This window comes from Spiroplasma endosymbiont of Halictus nicosiae, from assembly GCF_978018445.1.
Genome location: NZ_OZ389573.1, coordinates 270,835 through 289,776, shown reverse-complemented (window position 1 = coordinate 289,776; position 18,942 = coordinate 270,835). Strand labels below are relative to the sequence as shown.

Here is an 18,942-nt window from a genome sequence, read left to right as displayed (position 1 = left end):
CCAGTTATTTTAATATATTCATCTTTGTCAATAAAACCTATTTTAACGCTATTTTGAGAGTAGTTTAAGATTGGTTTTTGCTTTGTCTTAACAAGAGATTATTAATTTTATAAATATATAAGGTTCTAGCACGGTCTTCAGTAAATAATTGTTCTAAATCAAGGTCGCTGTACTGCGATTGACTAGCAAAATCTAATGGAATACTATCAATTGAATAGTCAATTGGTTCATCATTTTCTGCTAATTGTGCTAACATTTTTTCAGATGGTTTTAACATTATTCTTGTTCTCCTTCTTCATTAGGCATATTTATAATAGTTTCATTGTTATTTAATTGTCTGTTTAAAGTAGCATTTACTGGTAAGCGAACATCAATAATTAAATCATCAATATTTTTAATATTAAATGTTCTACTGTTTAAAATAGCATTATCATATTTAATTAACTTAATAATGAATTCAGTTAATTTAATTTCTCTAATATATATCATTTGTTCGTATGATGCGTTTGTTTGAATATTTACTCCCGCAACTTCTGCTTGTGTTTGTTGGGCTCCCTTGGCGATTGCGGGAACATGATGGCGATTTATTTTATAGTAATTAGTTAATAATCAATCATATATTTTGGTTAATTGTTCACCTTTAAAATTACCAGCAATATAGTCTACTGGTTGAAAATTACTATCAGAGTCTCCTTCAACTAATAACAAGTCATTTTCAATAAATGAAGCCAACATTTTACTAATTTCTTGGTCAACACCACACCAGTAACACCATTAGTATTAATGGTAAATTTACCACTATTTAATAATGAATCTAACATTATCTTTTCAGCAATAATATCTAAAATACTAGCAAATTGTTTACCATAACGAGCAGAAGGCTCAAAATTAGGGTTATTAGGAATAATTTCAATTGGTATAAAATTAAGTGGCAATATTTCTTCTCTTTGTAAAGTTGTATAGTTATTTCATTTAGTTACATAATCAATTTCTAATTTTTCAGTAATAAAAACACTCTGGTCATTTTTAATATAAGGGTCATAATCAAAAGTACAAGATACTAAATTACCTAATTCGTCATATTGGTTATTATAAAAATAAATAGTAATAAAATTAAGTTTTAAATTGGTTGTATGTATTATTTAAGGATTTTAATTAATATCTTAGAAATTGTGGAATAAAAATACCACTTACTTATTTAAATTATATTACTTTTAATTTTATTGTCAACAATATTTTAACATTTTTTAAATTTTTCCATGACAAAAATATATGTTTATTAAAGTTATTTAATTTATTAGATAAAATTAATAAAAATATAAGTTTGGTTGTAAATTATTATTTACAAAATTATTAACTGAATAATTAATTCTATTTTCTTCTAATGGTTCATTAGTATTAAATAAATTAATTTTATTTTTAAAATTCATCATACTAGTATTTAATTTATTTTTAAGAGTTTTTTCATGATAAGTTGCTTTTTTAACCAAAACACCTTTACAGTAATGTGATATATCACCCTCAATATGACAACCAATATTATTTCATAATGTTTGATTTCTGACACCTTCTTCATTATTTTTAATTAATTTAATTGTTTCTTTTAAGAATTTCATTTTTGATTCTTTTATAAAAGAAGCACTGTTTTCTAAACATTCTAATAATTCTTCATATTTAGCATTAAAAAAATAATCGACTGCTTTATGGTATGTTTCTCTGTTTTCTTTGTTTTTACTTTGATAAGGATATAATTTTTTAAATCTATTTGTAAGGTGGAATTTATCTATCGTGTAATGTACTTTATTTTTAGGAAAATATTCTTGAATAAATTTTACAATATTTTTAATTCAAAGTGCGCCATCTCCTAATACCATAAATTCAATATTGTCATTAACATCATAATAACTTGTAATTAATGTAAGTAATTTATTAACAAAATTAGTTAATTTACTATTTTTTTTAATATATTCTGGAATATTATCTAGCTCTATAACACCTAATTTATCTTGAATTACAGGTCTTTTTTTCGTTGATTTTACCTTATCAAAACCAGTATGAACAGTTGAAAATATACTATGTTTTTTTATTTTTTCTTTTCCTTTTTTCTTTTCATTTCACATTTTTAAATAAGTCCCATCAATTTGAATATATAAAGTATGAGGTATCTTTATTTTTTTATCAGTTTTATTAAGGTAATATTCTTTATCAGTTTTTGCATTTTTCATAATATTTGAAATTGTTTTTATACAAATTTTTACATGTTCCATAGTATCTAAAATATCTTGATATGTTTTTTTCTTGCCAATAAATGATAATATTTTTTCTTTAACAGAATTATCTGTTCTTTGTCATTTTTCAATTCCTAAAAGTTTATCCAAAGGAAAAATATATTCTTCTTTGCCTGTTTCTGGATTAATTTTATAATATTTTCTTCTTTTAAAAGTTATTTTACCATTTAAAATATTTAATGTTCTTGGTTTTATTTCTTTTACTTTATAATCTTTAAATTCTTTTAAAGTTTCATCAATATTTTTATTTTTAAAAATTCATTCATCAGAATTTTCTAAATTTTGTTGAATAATTTCAATACTTTGTATATATAACAAATTATTAAAATTATTAAAAAAGTTTTTATCAACATTTATCATTTTTTTACCCTCTTTACTATAGTTAAGGACTCTATCACAAAAATAATGAAAATGAAAAAATTCAAAAAAAAGATAATATTTTTTATTTATTGTGTTATAATTTATTTGTTAATTATTAGCAAATTAATTTAACTGAAAAAAGTAAATTACTTTACTTTTTTTTATTTTAATGTAAAATATAGATAATAAAAAAAGAACTTGTGAAAGTTCTTTTATACATTTTAATACAGTTTATTACTCTTTTATTTAATCATATTGTTTAAATAATAGCAATTTTAATATGCAAAAAGGAGTAAAAAATGAAAGAATTTAATCCAAAAACAGCAAGTTTGGCAACTTTTTATCGTAAAATAGAACAATTTTGAGAAAATAAATCACCTAATAAACCATATACTTTGAATGATTTAACCAATGAATTCAATCTTTCTCGCAAGTGAAGATATGATACTTATGCGAGCGAAAAGATAGTTCCTTTGCTTGAAAAACAAGTTGATAGAATTGAAAGTGAAATAATTAATTTTATGATGAAATCACCTGATGGTGCTAAATTATATTGACAACGAGCATTTAATTATAAATATTCACTGCAAGAAAAACAGTTGGAACAAGAATTAAACTTAAATAATCAAGAACCAATAATAGTTAATTTACAAACGGATATTAGAGATATTAAAAAAGAAAGTGATAATAATGCTTAATCATTTTACTTATTTGTTAGAAACGCCTTATTGGTTGTTACAAAATAGTAGTATTGGTAATAAATATCCATTTGCTAAGAAATATGAATTAGTTAATGAAATTAATCAAATTGGGACGCGATATAGTGGTAAAACTATATCAAATATTAAAATGTTTGGTGAATTATTAAAAATTAGTTTATTAATTAAAGAACCAATTTGTATCATTGCTAGTATGTATTGGAGTAAAGATTTAAAAGATAGTGTATTTCAAAATATCTGAAATATGTTAGATGAAAATAATATACCTTATACTATTAATTTATCAAATTTTACTTTTACTTTATCAAATGGGAGCAAAATATATTGTAAAGGATTGCATTCACCAAGTCGGAAAGAAAAATTAAAAGCCTTTGCTGATTTGAATAAATATAAATTAGTTATTGATTGACGAGAAGAATGTGACCAATTTCAACAAAAAGATTTAAGTGATTTAGAATTTGCTATTCGTGGTTATCAAAATAAAATAACAATTAATACATGTAATCCTGAAAGTTTAAAAAGATATATTGTTGGTTATTGTAATGAATTATTACCTTTTAATGAAGAAATAATGCGTAGTAAATATGAGCAAATTAAGTATATTGAAAAATGAAATATGAAAATTATTATTCATTATTCTAGTTGAAGATTAAATTATGAATTACCACAAGATAAAGTTAATGAACAATTAAGATTAGAACAATTAGATATTGAAAGAGCAAGAGTATGGAGTTGAGGACTTCCTGGCAATACTAGTGGATCAATCTTTGCAAGATATATTGATATTATGAAAGCAACAGATATTATTCAACCAACTAAATTATTAGGTGGTGTTGATATTGCTAATGCTACTAGTCCTAAAGGACATACAACAGCGGCTAGTTTTTGAATATATAACTCATTTGATAAAAAAGCCTATAAAGTTGCTGAATATACTCATTCAAATGCTACACAACAATTTAAAACTGAATTAGAACAAGTTAAAGATATTTTAGATTTTTATAACAATCAATTAAATCAATACTTTAATTTAATACAACAAGGAATATCAATTAATGTTGATGATAGTGCTTATTCAACATTGCAAAGTTTAAACCGAGAAAAATATAATTATTCTTTTGGTCAATATATGACATTTAAACCAGCACAAAAACAAAAATTTAAAGTAAGACATCGTGTAGAGGCATTCACAATGTTAATAAATACTAATCAATTAAAATGATTATGAGAAAAATGTCCTGTAAGTAAAACCCAATATGAATTAATACAATGAGAAGATAAGCCTGAAGCAAGAGAAGAAAAAGTATTAGACTTATATGATGATACATTTGATAGTGATTTTTATGCTTTACATTTTAAATTAATACCAATGGTTAAGCATAATAGTTCAGCAGATTATAAATTATGACAACAAAGGGAGTGAATAAATTAATGAAAAAAGATATTTATGTAATACATGATGAGCGTGTAATAAATGCAAAAAGACCTTATATGTCTGTTTGTGGACAAGTTAAAAAAAGACTTTGTCAAGAATTAAAAAAAGATAATATCGCAATATGTAAATTAAATTTATATAATGAATATATTAAAAAATATCGAAAAGTTAAAGTATGTGTTCAAGTTTTGGCAAATGAACCAAATTTATTAACAGTAAATATTATTAATTATGCACTTATCTTAAAATTAAAGGAGCAAAATAACAATGCATAATACTTTCCCTAGTTTACCAAACTTAAATGATATTAATAGTGTTTTAAAATTTTATAATTATGATTGAACAATTAATTTGGCCAATATTATTGCTCGCCATCAAATGCGATTAGTAAATGGTAAAGATATTTTATTTAAATCTCATCGTAAAGATATTTTAAAAAAATTAAATTGATGATATGAAACTTATAAAATAAAAGAAAAATTAGATAAAAATGAATTAACAGCAAGTTTAATGGGTAAAACTATCTTTGGTTTATTAGAAACTAGTGATAGCAATATTGATTTATGAATTAATCCTTTTAACTTTACATCACGCGTAAGTAAAATAAATGAATTAGAACAAGGTGCCGATATTTGATTAAATTATCATCAATCAGATAGTGGTTTTATTTTAAATTTAATTTGTACCAAAGATAAAATAGTTATTAAAGGTTGACCTAAAAATAATGAAGTAATTGTTGGGCAAAGTAAAACACAAATTAAAGATGATGTTAAACCTGTTTTAGTACAAGAATTTAAAAATAAATTAGGTATAGTACCTTTTTGAGAAATGATAAATGAACCTAATCCTTTATTTTTATCAACATCAACTACATTAAACCCATGACCTACAATGGCAAATTGTTATAAATTACAATTTGATTTAGAAGATAACTTTAATATTAAATCAAAAGAAAGATATGCAAATCGTACACATTGATATGGAATACTAAGTGATGATTTAATGACTGCTTATAACAAAGGTAATAAAAAAGTACTGCAAGATGTATTCGATGATATTTTTGTTCAATCAAGTTCATCAACAGTAGATGGTCAATTATCTCAATCTTTACAAGTAGTACAAGGGACACCAACCTTAGAAACATATACACAAGACCAAAAAGAAATTATTGAACAAGTATATATAGCATGTAATTTTTCTAGTCCTTTTGGTGATGCCTCAGATAGTGAAGAAAATAAAACCCAATCATTAATAAAAAAAACAAAAGACTTAGAAAAACAAGCATATTTACAAGTATATCGTAAACAATATTATACTAAGATGTTTGATGCTGTTTTAAAATATTATGGTTTATGAGATGGTGTTGGTGAACGCCCGTATGGTTTTGATTTTGTTAGTGCTAGTTTAGTAGACCAAATGCGACAAAATGAATTAATTACTACTAGATTAGATAATTGAACAATGGAGCCAATAAGAGCGATAACTGAATATGATAATGTTGATGAATTAGAAGCAATCAAATATTATGAAAAAATTGAAAAATACTGAGATAAAAGGCATACCAAAGAGATAAAACATAATAATAAATTAATGGAATATGATGAAACTGGTAATAATCAAAATGCCGTACAAGGTAAAACAGAAATAAAGGAGAATTAACAAATGCAAAAAATTAGTCCAGCAGCTATGCAATGATTAAGAACAGGAGCAGGTGATACTGCAATAGATATAAGAGAAAGTATAAAAGAACATAGACATTGAATGGTATTTCCTTTTAATGTTTATAGTTCATATATTCCTGATACTGAAACAGGTTGAAAACCTAATAATGCTAAACCAAGTGATTATGGTAGTTATTCACGAATATTTGATAATATGGAAAGTACGATTGCTCAATGACAAGGTAGTTTAAAAATAGTCCAAAAATATAAAGGTGAAGAAATTAATATTTTAACGATTGATGATTTTAAAAATCAACCAATTAACTCAACTATATGAGCCAATAATGAAACACCTTTTGCTATAAAATTAAAAGATGAAAATAATAATGTTTATTGAAAATTAATTGATGGTGAAAATATTTATGATATTAATAGAATGTTAGAATACTTAAATCAATATAAATTAAGTTATTTTATGAATAATGATAATAAAGCCGATAACTTTTATACAAAAGAGGTAAAAGTTGGTAAATATTGAGATGCTTATATGGTTGATGATGTAAGTTCTATTAAATTTGGTGATGCTAAATTTGAACAAGTATTTACTCAACAATCAACAGAACGACAATATACTTTATTAATTTTAGATGAAGATATTACTAAATTAAATATTAATGATTATTATAATTTTTATACTGTATTTAATGACCGTGGTTTAAATATTGGTGGTGGTGATATTAATTCTGCACCCCAAGATAGACAATGATTATATCCATCAAATGTTATTAATTATTATTCCGTAGAAGATGGTGATTTCTTATGACAAGAAATTACTTTTTCAAGTATTAATGACAAAATTAATAATAGTGGTTTATCAGTACGACAATTTATTCAAACAAGTGCCCCAGGTGAAGGTTATTGTTTTCCTAAAATAACTTATGATGAAAAACTAAATAAAGGTATTGTTGAATTAGATGAGATTTTATTAAAAGACCCAGGTGTTAGAGCAATGGCAGTTAAATTTTATGGTAATCCTATCTTTTTTGATATGCCTGTTATTGGGCGACCAATTATTAAAGGTGAATTTAATAAAAAAGTAATGAATTCTCGTGATTTATTAATGTATAACATGTTTCCTGCACCACCTGATAAAATAAATACTTATGCTTCACCCGAAGTAAGTTGATATAACATTCAAGGAATACAACCAACTATTATTACTGGATATAAAGATTGAAAAGAACATATTCAATCAATGTCTGATTTTTGAATTGAAAAAAATAATGAGGGTATGATAATAACAGATAAAGCAAGTTCAACAGCAACCAATCCGACTGTTGGAACAACTATTAAGGAAGAAGACAAAAATTCTAAGCCTTATTGGTCTAAAAATTGAATGATTACTCCACCAGATAAAGTAAAAGTAAATAGTGGAACTATTAATAATATTATTAGTACCCAAGCCTCATCATATTTTAGAAGAAAAGATGAATTCGGTAATACAGTTGGTAATGTTCAAATTGAATATAATAAAATGGGTAAATGTAATGTTTGAGATATTTTAAATATGAATAATTTTATTAATCGCCAAATTACAGTATTACCTTTAAACTATACGCAAAAATTAGTATTTAATCCTTTTACGATACCTGCTATTGGAAAGTTTTTAAACTTTGTTTCGTTTGGTATTCCTTGGGACTGAATTGGTAATTTAACAATTACCCAAGATGATAAATGACCTAATTTCCCATGACTTAATGGCTTTATGAGTGCTAATGTTTATAGTTTTTATAATGATGCCTTTTGAGGTGATAAGTCTGCTGGTAAAGGTTATTTACCATTTGAAATATTTAGAGAACAAGGAAATGATAAAATTGGTGCTATGATTGGTGCTAATGCTACTAGTTTTAGTTTTACTACTTTATTAACTGATAAAATACAAGGCAATGTTTTTGAAAAAGATGGTAAACCAACAGAACGAATAACTTATTCAACTTATAATTTAAAACAATTAAACCCTAAAACTAATCGTATTTATTTAATTAATGAATTAGTAAGAGCAGTAGATGCTCAAACATCAGTTAGTGATAGTGAAAAAGATAATGATTGCAAATTCTTACAAACACCTGATGGTACAAATTGTAGTTATATAATTGATATGTTTTCAATACAAGCATTATATAAAGGTAATTTTGAAATTATCTTTTATGCAGATAACCCATATACTAATAATGAAGAAGATTATTTACGCTTATCAGTGTGGAGTTTTAGAGGTAAAACAAAAAGTGTAATAAATAATTATTTAAGAGATATGACAACTAATTATAAAACTAGTTTTTTATTACCACATGACTATGAAATACCAACATTTAATTACCCGCAATATGTCTTACCACCAGTCCCATATAATTATCCAGAGTATACAAAAGATATTTGAGATGCTAATACAGTACAAGCATTAAAAACCAAAATTACAGCACCAGCACAATGTAGAAAAGTTAACACTACATTATACTCTGATGTTAATTTGTTCTATAATGAATTTAATTCTGCTTATTATGAAACTGAAATAGATTTAAAACAAATCGATCCAATAATTCAAAGTATCAGTAAATTCCAAGATTCTTATAAAACGATTGAAATAAGTAATCTAGATAATTTACAAGTTGAATGTGGGCCACCAAATATAGGAAATTTTATTCCTAATAGAAATATTAATATTACTTTTGGTGGAGTTTCTGGATGTACTAATAAAAATCCATTGTCTAGTATAAAATTACTAGAAAGTGGTCATTCACAAACCGATAAAGTTAATTTTGATAATACAATAACTTTATATACTGATAATATCAGAGTAAATAATATTCAAACATTTTCTACTGCATATACTAATGGATTACCAAGTTATGATGATTATTTTAACAAATATATATCAAAAAATGAATTAACTATTAGAATTTCTTTTACACTTAAATCAACAAAATTATTTAATAGTGATAAAGATGAAATTAAAAAAACAGAATTACAAGCATATTATACTAATGATATGAAATTAAAAATTAGATTTACAAAATTAATTTATGCAGAATTAATTTTAGGGGCAGATAGTTATTTAAGTTTTGGTAATGATAAAGATATTGTATTAGATGTTAATAATCCTAATGTTTTAGGTATTAGAAATAAAAGTGATAATCCAGTTAAAATTACAATAAAACCAATATAAAAATAAAAAGAGATGTAAAATCTCTTTTTCTATTCTCCATTAACTTTTACATTACCTTTATCATCAATAATTAAGGCAGGTACATTATCGGTTAAATTTCAACGATAAACTGATTTAAAATATGAACCATCATCAGCATATAAAGTATTATTTGTATTAATAATTCCGTATTTAATTAATAAAGTATAATAACGAAATCGTGACGGTTTAAAAATAAGACTATATTTAGCATAATTATCTATTTTTTTTTCATTATCTGAATAATTTAAAAATTTAATAATTCTTCAATTATTATTTTTATTACCACGCCACACTACATAATATCATTTATTATCAATATTATTAAATGGTTTTTCTTGTGATGCTATTCATTCTAAATTGTTTTTAATAGTTTCATTAGTTGTATTTATTTGGTTTTCTTTTTTTAATTTTGCTAATTCTTCGGGTGTATATTCTTGTGGTGTATTACAAGCAACTAAACTTGTTGTACTTGTTCCAATTAAAGTAATTGTTCCCAAAAGACTTAATATTTTTTTCATATTTTAATTATATTATACTATAGCCTATAGCTGCCATTAATTCTGGTTCTGTTATTTCTCAAATTGATGAAAAAATACTAATAGCTTTTTCACAAAATAATTGAAAAACATCTTCATGTATTAATACGCTACCATTTTCTATTTGATTAAATAAAATATTAAAAATTTGTTCCCCCGTCATTGAAATTTCTGTAGTTTGATCTAGAATAAATTCACCTTCACTGTCTCTTCATGGATCTCTAACATAATAAGTATCTTCAAGTATATTTTCTTTATTTGGCTTGATTCCAACAATTAATGCAGAATGAGAAGCGTTATTAAATATTTGGCCATAATATTCTAATTCAAAAAAACCACCAATAATAACAGGGACTTGTCTAGAAAGAGATTCCCATATTAAATGTCTTATCCACATTCTTTTTTCTATATCATTTAATCTATTTCAAAATAATCGAGTTAAATCAATTTCCTTTAAATTATATCCCAAACTTTCCTTAATTATCGGGTTTGTGTTAAATAATTCAATTACATTTGATAACGAAACACCATTATCATTTATGCTGTCTGAAAAAAAACTTGTAATTTCTTCTTGTTCCATTTCTTTAAGATCTTTATTATTAAGAATATTATTATCAAATATATTTTTTAAAATTGCAATAACACATCATGAATTAGCTATTTGAAATTGCATTGGTTTTTTCATGGTAGTTTTTCTTAAATCAATTAACACATCTTCTAATATTGGATATGTTATTTCATGTCTTTTAACTCTATTTAAATTTTTTAAATTATTTGTTTGTAAATAACTAATTTCATTATTTTCTAATTTAGTTTCTTCTTTTTGATAAGGACTAGCGGCAATTGTTATTGGTACAGTAGTTCCATTAATTGTTAATACGCTTAATAAACTAAGTAATTTTTTCATACTTGTTTTTCTCCTTTTTTAATCTTGAAACTTTTTATCAAGATTTAGTCTCATTATATATATATATATATATATATACAAGCAAAATTGGAAATTATTTTAATAATTTTATCTTGTTAAATACACATTATTACGCATTTTAAAGGCTAAATTAGCAATGAAATATATTAAGTTTAGTTTATTTATTTATATAATATATAAAAAGTATTGTATTAGTTTAATCGGACAAGAATAAAAAAAGAGAGGTTTATAAAATGGCACTTACAAAAGAACAATTAATAGAACAAGGTTTAAGTGAAGAGATTGCTGAAAATATCTTAAATCAGTTTAATAATGAAGCAAAGCAAATTAGAGAAAGTGTGCAAAAACGCGAAGATGTTATATCAAAAGAAGATTTTATTAAATTATCTAATGAATTAGATGAATTAAAAACATTTAAAGATGTTCCATCAACTAAAATTGAAGATATTAAAAGTAATTTAGATAAAGTTAGTGGTAATTCTTTAACTGAAAAAATGCAAACTTTAAAAGAATTAAAACCTGATTTATTTGTTGAAGATCAACCATCAGTTTCACCAACTAATTTTATTAAAGATATGATTGAAAAATCAGTTGAAAATAAAAATGATGAAATTGAAACTATTAAAGAAAAAGGAACATATACTCCTGATGAAATTAAAAAATTAACTAATTATACACTTAAAAACCTTAGATAATAAGGGAGTGAAATATTATGGCAACAATTAACTTGCCACAAGTACCTTTTACATTACAAGGTAATACAACAGATCAAAAAGCGTATGTTGATATGGTTAATGCTTTATTGCGTGGACCTTTATATAATGAATATGCAAGTATTATGCAGTATGCTACTGCAACCGCAGAACAAGTTGCTTGATTACCTAATGCTGGTCAAGCACTATATAATTTAACTCATCGTGTGGTATGACAAGATGATTATTCATTGCCAAATGGTGGGACAACTCAAACAATGGGATTAACAAAAATTCTAGTACCTATTGATAAAAGATTTAATTTAAAATTAATGAATGAAGCTTTTGACTTAGCATTAATAGAACAAAATATTAAAAATGGCGTTATTGCTGATTCTATTTCTAGTGTTGTGCAAAATAAATTTGTTAATTTAGAATGTGAATTAATTCAGGCTATTTATGATTATTGTTTAGCAGATGGTCAATATGAAGTAATTCCATTTCGTAGTTATACAGCCGAAAATGCAGATGATGCAAATAAAGCATTCTTTACATTAAATGAAACTTTGATTGAATTAACAAATCAAATTAGTAATTTATATTTTGGTTTACCAACAGATAAAATGTTTATGGTTTTTGGACGAAGAGCATATTTAGGATTAACACCTGCTTATTTAAAAGTAATTGGTTCACAAGCTCAATTAAAAGCAATGGTTAATGGTGAATTATATGAAAATACTGCAATGGGTATTCCTGTGTCTAAAAGTTTTCATTTAGAAAAAATATATACAAAAGGACAAGTTAATCGTGATAAAGGTTATAATTTTACTAATGTAAATGGTTTAATTATTAATAAACAAGTATGAGCATATTCAATTAATATGGATACTATTCAACAAGTTTTAGATAATGATACTGCTAATCCTAAATGAATTGGTAAAGTACAATATGCAACACCAACTATTTTATATCCAAAAACATGTAAAATCATTTTGGAAAAACAACCAAGCCAAGATGAAATTACTGCCGCTAAAAGTAATCTAAATAAAACTTTTAGAGTTCCAATTGATTATCTAATTTCAGCATCAAAACCAGAATCAAAACCAAATAATCAAGGTTAATATAAAATGAATTTACTAATATTACGCGTTTTAACTTTATTAGTATCTAATTTAGAAAATAAACCTTTAATAAGTAAATTTGTAAATTTAATTAATAGAGTTAATCAAGTTAAAAATAAAATATTAAAGCCAATTAATTATATTAGTGATAAATATAATAAAATTACAAATAAAGTTGAAGATATTTATCAGTGATTAAATCCATTTACTTATTTAGATTTAATTAAAAAAGGTCATAAAAAAGAAATACAACAAATATTAAGTCAATTAGAAAAAGATAATAATATTAAAAATAGAGAACAATTTAAAAATGAAAATTATTTAAATACTAATTGACAACCTTTAAATAGTAGTTGACTTGATAGTGGTATGTTTAATATTACAAATAAGTTAACTTTAACAGGTAATTTAACTATTTTAATATATACAAAAACAGCAAAACATCCGAAATTTTATGGTCCATATGTTTATCCTGGTGTTCCAGTTGAAATTTGAAAATTATTAAGTAATGCTGTATCTAATGCAGAATCTTTATTTTGGCGTTATTGATTAAGAAAATGATTACCTAGTAATTTAAGAGATTATATTAAAAAACGATTACCACAAGCATTAAAAGAAAAATATCCCAAAGGAACTACTAAATTAACATTACCAACAGTTCAAAAATTACAACAAATTAAAAAGTTTATTAATAATTTAAAAATTGGACATTTTAATTTTAATTTTGCTGGTGAAATTAATAATAAAAAATGGTATCGTGAACGCCGAAGTGATGTTAAAAATATTAAGAATTTATATAAAACACCAGTTAAAAATATGTTTTACAAAACTAATCAAACTATTCAAAAAATTAAAAAAGTACAAAGAAAAATCAATAGTTATAAGCCAAGTAATTTAAAAAATAAATATCGTAATCAATTAAGAGGTGTTTTATATGGAAAATAATTTAAATAATTTGTTATTTATAACAGTTGAAGATGTTAAAGAAAGTAAACTTTGACAACCTATTAATTATAGAAAACAATCTGCTTATAATGATAATTTAATTTATAATGCTATTTTAAAAACTAGTTTATGAATGGATAGATTATCAGGTGGGACAATTTCCGATAAAATTAATAAAAAAGATTTATTTCCATGAGTAAAAAAAGATAATACTGGTTTAATTGAATATGATAAATGATTAAGTTATATTCAATCTGCTTGTTTATTAGCAGTTATAAATTGATATTTACCCAAAGGAGTTAATGATTTAACTGGTAGTGCTTCATTTTTACAAGGTGGTGTTGCTTATTCACAAACTAATGACCCTGAAGCAAATGAAAATATTACTCGTGATGTTAAAAATGCTTTAAAATTAGCGGGTGAAATAATTGATATTATATCTAGTAAAACAGTATCTAGACCTTATAATTATAATTTAGATAATTATGCTCATTCATGAGAAGAAGAATATAAACATATTTAGTAAAAAAACTTTTTATCCAACATTATTATTTTGATTAAAAGAACGATTACAAACAGATAACTCTATAAATGTAAGTTATCCCACTATTAATGACTTTTCTAAAATTGATTATAACGAATATATTAAAATTATTGTTCCATTTGATAATGATACTATTTATGAAGAAAATGGTGTTTGAAAATCAAAACAAGGTGGTGAAATTCCATCAGATGTTATTAAAGATAGTGATTTAAATAAAGATTATATTGAAAAAGTTGATGGTAAATATATTGTAAAAACATCAAAAGATTTAAAAAATAATTATTATGATGCAAATTCCATTGTTAATTTTTTAACAAATAAACAAGATAAATTAATAAGTGGTACAAATATTAAAACTATTAATGGTAATTCATTAATGGTAATTCATTATTAGGTAGTGGTGATATACATATTAGTGGTGGCAATGATTGAGAAGTTGTTAATACTAGTGATTTTGTATCTTTTTCTGACAAAAAATATCAAATTAGAAATTATGATTCTACAAAATATATATATAAACTATGAATTGGTGTTAATCAAAATGACGGAGATATTATTAATATTATGTTTGAAACATATAAAAATCATTATGAATTTAATTTATTTGCTGCCTTTAATAGTATAAAACTTAAAAAAATGGCGAAATAAGTTCTGAAAATAAATTAATGGCATTACATGTTGAAAGAAAAAAAGTAAGTTAGAAAGGAGTTTAATTAATGAAACAAGATAAAACAACTTGATTAAAAGGTGCGTTGCCTTGAAATTGATTTAAAAAAGACCCTATTCCGACTTATAATTGAACTCATAAAGATATTAGAGAATGAGAAAGAAAATATAAAATTCGTAGTTGAATAGTTAGTTTTTATACAATATTATTTTTATTAATTAATGGTTGGTTAGAATATGGGATGATTAATGGCATTAAATATGAAATTAATTGATATAATTATGGTCAATATTGAGGTAATGGAATTGCTATTTTACTAACACCTTTATTTACACACGGAATTCAAGGTATATTTGTTGCTAGTAGTAAACCAAAAGTTGATATGGTAATGAATTAGTAATTGCTTTACTTGTTTTAGCGGGTGCTGGTGGAATGGGTAGTCTTGGTATTCTAGGATTATCTGCTAAAAAAATTAAAAAATATAAAGCAGAAATTAGAGAATTAAGAACTGCTGTTATTTCTCATGAAAAACATTTACGAGGACCTGAATATGCAACAGAATTAGCATTAAAAACAGGTCAAATTAAAAATGTTAAAAAACAAGTTAAAGTAAACAACAAAAAACAAGAACAAAAAGATGCTATTAGACAACTAACAAATAGTATTTAAAAAATAACCAATTAAGGTTATTTTTTAATATAATTAAATTCTTTTCACCATATTTATTAATTAAATATTCTCAGTCTCAGATTGAATTAATATTTACATCTTCAATATCTTTACCAGTTATATATTCACCAAGTAGAGTTTTACAAGGGCGATTACCTTGTTCTGAACGATAACATAAAATATACTTATTCATGTTTATCATCGCCTTTATTGTGTTTTATATAAAAATTAATCAGATATTCTATTCGTTGCAAATAAGTAAAGTCATTAAATTCATTTCAAATTTTTTCTTCATTTTTATTTAAGTAAATATTAACATTACGAATTAATTTAGAATAATATTTTCCTGTTTTTTGATTATATGAATGTTTCATAATATTAACCCTCATAATTAGCAATAATAATGGCATCTCGTAAATGATTACTTATTTTTTCATTATTATAAAACCAACCTTTACCATATTTATAAGTTAAATTAACATCTTTATCAAACGATCATAAACAATTATCATTATATTTACTTAAATTTTCTATATTTTTAACAATTGATTTAGTATATTTTGGCAATGTTCAATTAATATTACTTACTTTTTTTGTATTGTATTTAACTGCTCCAATTACTTTTAATAAATTATCTCTATCTTTACTCGCATTAGCAGATGTATATAAACAATCTTCAATATTAATAATTGCATCGGGTCTTAAAACATCTAAAATAATATTGGTTTGTGTAATTCAGTTATTATTTTTATATTCAGATTTATTAATTAATTTATTATCTTCAAAAATAGTAATAGCTGTAGTACCAGTTCCTGATGGGTCAATATCTATTTTTATCATTATCTTAAAAATCTTTCTTTAAATTGATAATAAAAATCTTCGCTTTGTTTTCTAATCAGAACTGGTGATAATTTTTCAACATTTAATTCTTCTTTTAATCAATTTTTACCTTTTGAAATAATATCTTGTTCTATTTTTGTATTTGTAATAAAATTTTTAATATTATTGAAATGCTGTTCACTCATTCAATTTGGATTTGAATTGTTAATAATTTCTGTTTGTTTTTTTCTTGTTTAGAATTAATTTTACTTACTTCACTATTATCGGGGTCTAATTCTTCGGTTGGTAAACCTAATAGTTTGCTTAAAACATATTTAACTCCATAAGTTAATGCTGACCCAATACTTTTAGCGGGGTCAGTATTTTTCCCTGTAAAAGGTCAATAAGTTTTAATTTCTTCTGTTTCTTTACATAAAGTTAATTCCATTTCAAAATATGGTATATCATTAATTATTTTTAAAGTATCTTTTACATAACTTCAAATATATGTAATATGATGCTTTTTAAATTCTTTTTTAACTAATTCTAATACTTGTGCTTCACCAAAATAGTTATAAATTGTTCTACCATTCATTTGCATTGTTTGGTTTTTTTCTAAATATAATGATAAATCGTGTTGTATTTCACCAATACTTGCTATTAATGTTTTTTTAGTTTTTTGTGGCATTTTCTCATTCCTCTCTTTCTTGTCATATTAAAATTGCTTCTTTAATTTGTTCTAAATTTTGTTTAGTAATATCAACTTTTTCTTTAATTACTATTTTTAATTTTGGATTTATAATTATCATTAATATTTTTTTATTATCTATACAAAAGTCTTTTTCTAATAAATAATAAAGTTTTAATTGTCAAATATAGCGTTCAATATCTGTTTTCTCATTAGAACTAGTAATTTTTCAATCACATATTATATATTCATTATCAGTTGTTATTCCAATAAAATCAGTTGTCCCACACATTAAAGGACTATAAAGTGTTTTTTCAGTTTCATAATATTTAAATTTAATATCTTTAAAAGTTTCTTGATATAGTTTTGTAAAATTTTTAAATAATTCACGATGTGATTTTATTTCACAATCAATAAATTCAATTAATTCATCATCAAAATTATTTTTTATTCAAACATCAATCATATTATGTAAACATATTCCACGATTTTGTGCTAATTTTAAAATATTCTCATCAATTTGTGAAAAATCTTTTGGCACTAAAATATTAACAATTTTACTTACACTAGGTATTAAAATACTATACTTATGTAATTCATCATTAAAAATATATAAAGGTTTTAAATCTAATCTCATAAAATTGTTTCATCATTACCAATATTTTTATTATCATTATTAAATAATTCTTTTGTCTCAGATGAATTAAATTCTATTTTTTCTTGTGGTTTATCAGATTTTTTTAAATCATTATTTGTATGTAAAAATTCATAATTAGATACTTGAACTATTCAATGTATTTTATTATCCTTATCTTTAAAAGATTGTAAAACACCAGTAATTGCTATTTGACTACCTTTTTGACAATATTTTTGTAAAGTAATTGCTTGTTTATTTCAAACTTGACAAGGTATAAAATCAGTTTCTTTTTGAGTAGAATATGGCCGAGTTATTGCTAATTGAAATATGACATATTCTTTTCCATTACTTGTTTTTTTAATTTCAATATCTTTTGTTATTCTACCAATTCCAATAAATTTATTCATTATTAAATTTCCTCCAATTCCATTTCATTAATTAAATTATCGATATAATCATAAGCACTTTCTTCTGAATGACATTCTTCTAATGCCATATTAAGTAAATCATCTTCGGTATAAACATTGTTATCTTCATCTTTTCACATATTATTCACATCCTTGTCATTTTTTTATCTTCTAAATCAATAATTGTTGTTAATCATCCTTTTTTATTGTCAATATTAGCAGTAATTTTTGCTTCTTCTAATGTATAAAATAACTGTGAAGTTACATTATTAAAATTACCTAATACAAATTCCATTTTTGATATTAATAAATATCTTTTATTCATAATTTATCACCTCATAATCTGCTTCTTCATCTGCTAAATAATCACTAATTAAACTTTTAACTTCATCAATTTCATATCATTTGCAATTTAAGTCAAAATTTGTTGGCAATGAAATATTACCCACATGTCGTTCCTCATCACCAAATTTAAGATATAAATTTAACTCTAAATTATCTGAATAATCACTATCAATTTGTGCATAAATAATATCTTTATTGGTAATTTTTAATGCTTTATTACATATCATTTTTTATTTC

At 23.6% G+C, this 18,942-nt stretch carries 27 protein-coding genes; 12 read left to right on the top strand and 15 right to left on the bottom strand.

Going from position 1 to position 18,942, the window contains the following annotated elements; translation table 4 throughout:
* Positions 1-64 precede the first annotated feature (64 nt).
* The 4 genes from ACZ91P_RS02100 to ACZ91P_RS02085 form a co-directional block, all read right to left on the bottom strand.
* Positions 65-277, bottom strand: coding sequence for a hypothetical protein (locus ACZ91P_RS02100; RefSeq protein ID WP_465157793.1), 213 nt, complete (start codon positions 275-277; stop codon positions 65-67).
* Complete coding sequence (locus tag ACZ91P_RS02095) at positions 277-735, bottom strand: hypothetical protein (protein ID WP_465157792.1); 459 nt, start codon at positions 733-735, stop codon at positions 277-279. The genes ACZ91P_RS02100 and ACZ91P_RS02095 overlap by 1 nt, the downstream gene beginning before the upstream one ends.
* Positions 699-935, bottom strand: coding sequence for a hypothetical protein (locus tag ACZ91P_RS02090; RefSeq protein ID WP_465157791.1), 237 nt, complete (start codon positions 933-935; stop codon positions 699-701). The genes ACZ91P_RS02095 and ACZ91P_RS02090 overlap by 37 nt, the downstream gene beginning before the upstream one ends.
* Positions 936-1,307: 372 nt before the next feature.
* Positions 1,308-2,648 (bottom strand): Mbov_0401 family ICE element transposase-like protein, encoded by a 1,341-nt coding sequence (locus ACZ91P_RS02085; protein WP_465155766.1) that lies wholly within the window; start codon positions 2,646-2,648, stop codon positions 1,308-1,310.
* A 299-nt stretch (positions 2,649-2,947) separates the two neighbouring features.
* Here ACZ91P_RS02085 and ACZ91P_RS02080 point away from each other — a divergent pair, with 299 nt between their 5' ends.
* From ACZ91P_RS02080 to ACZ91P_RS02060, 5 genes are read left to right on the top strand one after another with little or no spacing between them, the layout of a single operon-like run.
* Positions 2,948-3,346 (top strand): hypothetical protein, encoded by a 399-nt coding sequence (locus tag ACZ91P_RS02080; RefSeq protein WP_465155764.1) that lies wholly within the window; start codon positions 2,948-2,950, stop codon positions 3,344-3,346.
* Entirely contained in the window at positions 3,339-4,799 is a 1,461-nt protein-coding gene (locus ACZ91P_RS02075; protein WP_465155762.1) for a PBSX family phage terminase large subunit, read from the top strand. Before ACZ91P_RS02080 ends, ACZ91P_RS02075 begins: the two co-directional genes overlap by 8 nt.
* Complete coding sequence (locus ACZ91P_RS02070) at positions 4,772-5,077, top strand: hypothetical protein (RefSeq protein ID WP_465155665.1); 306 nt, start codon at positions 4,772-4,774, stop codon at positions 5,075-5,077. Before ACZ91P_RS02075 ends, ACZ91P_RS02070 begins: the two co-directional genes overlap by 28 nt.
* On the top strand, positions 5,070-6,461 hold the full coding sequence (locus tag ACZ91P_RS02065; protein ID WP_465157790.1) for a hypothetical protein: 1,392 nt from the start codon (positions 5,070-5,072) through the stop codon (positions 6,459-6,461). Before ACZ91P_RS02070 ends, ACZ91P_RS02065 begins: the two co-directional genes overlap by 8 nt.
* Positions 6,462-6,464: 3 nt before the next feature.
* Positions 6,465-9,686, top strand: a complete 3,222-nt coding sequence (locus tag ACZ91P_RS02060; protein WP_465157789.1) for a hypothetical protein — start codon at positions 6,465-6,467, stop codon at positions 9,684-9,686.
* 29 nt (positions 9,687-9,715) lie between these two features.
* Here ACZ91P_RS02060 and ACZ91P_RS02055 read toward each other — a convergent pair whose 3' ends face one another.
* Positions 9,716-10,225, bottom strand: a complete 510-nt coding sequence (locus tag ACZ91P_RS02055; RefSeq protein WP_465157788.1) for a lipoprotein — start codon at positions 10,223-10,225, stop codon at positions 9,716-9,718.
* Between the two features lie 7 nt (positions 10,226-10,232).
* A complete protein-coding gene (locus ACZ91P_RS02050) occupies positions 10,233-11,150 on the bottom strand; it encodes a hypothetical protein (RefSeq protein WP_465157787.1) in 918 nt (305 codons plus the stop codon).
* A gap of 254 nt (positions 11,151-11,404) precedes the next feature.
* Here ACZ91P_RS02050 and ACZ91P_RS02045 point away from each other — a divergent pair, with 254 nt between their 5' ends.
* From ACZ91P_RS02045 to ACZ91P_RS02015, 7 genes are all read left to right on the top strand, one after another.
* The gene (locus ACZ91P_RS02045) at positions 11,405-11,866 is read left to right on the top strand and encodes a hypothetical protein (protein WP_465157786.1); all 462 of its coding nucleotides are present in this window, start codon (positions 11,405-11,407) and stop codon (positions 11,864-11,866) included.
* A gap of 17 nt (positions 11,867-11,883) precedes the next feature.
* Complete coding sequence (locus ACZ91P_RS02040; protein WP_465157785.1) at positions 11,884-12,984, top strand: hypothetical protein; 1,101 nt, start codon at positions 11,884-11,886, stop codon at positions 12,982-12,984.
* Positions 12,985-12,990: 6 nt separating this feature from the next.
* Positions 12,991-13,929 (top strand): hypothetical protein, encoded by a 939-nt coding sequence (locus tag ACZ91P_RS02035; RefSeq protein ID WP_465157783.1) that lies wholly within the window; start codon positions 12,991-12,993, stop codon positions 13,927-13,929.
* On the top strand, positions 13,919-14,452 hold the full coding sequence (locus ACZ91P_RS02030; protein WP_465157781.1) for a glutathione S-transferase family protein: 534 nt from the start codon (positions 13,919-13,921) through the stop codon (positions 14,450-14,452). Before ACZ91P_RS02035 ends, ACZ91P_RS02030 begins: the two co-directional genes overlap by 11 nt.
* Positions 14,415-14,867, top strand: a complete 453-nt coding sequence (locus tag ACZ91P_RS02025; protein WP_465157780.1) for a hypothetical protein — start codon at positions 14,415-14,417, stop codon at positions 14,865-14,867. Before ACZ91P_RS02030 ends, ACZ91P_RS02025 begins: the two co-directional genes overlap by 38 nt.
* 322 nt (positions 14,868-15,189) lie before the next feature.
* Positions 15,190-15,537 (top strand): hypothetical protein, encoded by a 348-nt coding sequence (locus ACZ91P_RS02020; RefSeq protein ID WP_465157779.1) that lies wholly within the window; start codon positions 15,190-15,192, stop codon positions 15,535-15,537.
* 35 nt (positions 15,538-15,572) lie between these two features.
* Positions 15,573-15,809, top strand: coding sequence for a hypothetical protein (locus ACZ91P_RS02015; RefSeq protein ID WP_465157778.1), 237 nt, complete (start codon positions 15,573-15,575; stop codon positions 15,807-15,809).
* Here ACZ91P_RS02015 and ACZ91P_RS02010 read toward each other — a convergent pair.
* The 9 genes from ACZ91P_RS02010 to ACZ91P_RS01970 form a co-directional block, all read right to left on the bottom strand.
* A complete protein-coding gene (locus ACZ91P_RS02010; RefSeq protein WP_465157777.1) occupies positions 15,784-16,002 on the bottom strand; it encodes a hypothetical protein in 219 nt (72 codons plus the stop codon). The two genes, ACZ91P_RS02015 and ACZ91P_RS02010, sit on opposite strands and share 26 nt — an antisense overlap.
* Positions 15,995-16,183 (bottom strand): hypothetical protein, encoded by a 189-nt coding sequence (locus tag ACZ91P_RS02005; RefSeq protein WP_465157776.1) that lies wholly within the window; start codon positions 16,181-16,183, stop codon positions 15,995-15,997. Before ACZ91P_RS02005 ends, ACZ91P_RS02010 begins: the two co-directional genes overlap by 8 nt.
* A gap of 4 nt (positions 16,184-16,187) precedes the next feature.
* Positions 16,188-16,649, bottom strand: a complete 462-nt coding sequence (locus ACZ91P_RS02000; RefSeq protein ID WP_465157775.1) for a hypothetical protein — start codon at positions 16,647-16,649, stop codon at positions 16,188-16,190.
* Entirely contained in the window at positions 16,649-16,834 is a 186-nt protein-coding gene (locus tag ACZ91P_RS01995) for a hypothetical protein (protein ID WP_348736449.1), read from the bottom strand. Before ACZ91P_RS01995 ends, ACZ91P_RS02000 begins: the two co-directional genes overlap by 1 nt.
* Positions 16,780-17,316 (bottom strand): ERF family protein, encoded by a 537-nt coding sequence (locus ACZ91P_RS01990; RefSeq protein ID WP_465157774.1) that lies wholly within the window; start codon positions 17,314-17,316, stop codon positions 16,780-16,782. The genes ACZ91P_RS01995 and ACZ91P_RS01990 overlap by 55 nt, the downstream gene beginning before the upstream one ends.
* The gene (locus ACZ91P_RS01985; protein ID WP_465157773.1) at positions 17,300-17,953 is read right to left on the bottom strand and encodes a hypothetical protein; all 654 of its coding nucleotides are present in this window, start codon (positions 17,951-17,953) and stop codon (positions 17,300-17,302) included. Before ACZ91P_RS01985 ends, ACZ91P_RS01990 begins: the two co-directional genes overlap by 17 nt.
* Positions 17,944-18,360 carry a single-stranded DNA-binding protein gene (locus ACZ91P_RS01980; RefSeq protein ID WP_465157772.1) on the bottom strand — a complete coding sequence of 139 codons (417 nt, stop codon included), beginning with the start codon at positions 18,358-18,360 and terminating at the stop codon, positions 17,944-17,946. Before ACZ91P_RS01980 ends, ACZ91P_RS01985 begins: the two co-directional genes overlap by 10 nt.
* Positions 18,361-18,362: 2 nt before the next feature.
* Positions 18,363-18,500, bottom strand: a complete 138-nt coding sequence (locus ACZ91P_RS01975) for a hypothetical protein (RefSeq protein ID WP_465157771.1) — start codon at positions 18,498-18,500, stop codon at positions 18,363-18,365.
* A 177-nt stretch (positions 18,501-18,677) separates the two neighbouring features.
* The gene (locus ACZ91P_RS01970; RefSeq protein WP_465155631.1) at positions 18,678-18,932 is read right to left on the bottom strand and encodes a hypothetical protein; all 255 of its coding nucleotides are present in this window, start codon (positions 18,930-18,932) and stop codon (positions 18,678-18,680) included.
* Between the last annotated feature and the right edge of the window lie 10 nt (positions 18,933-18,942).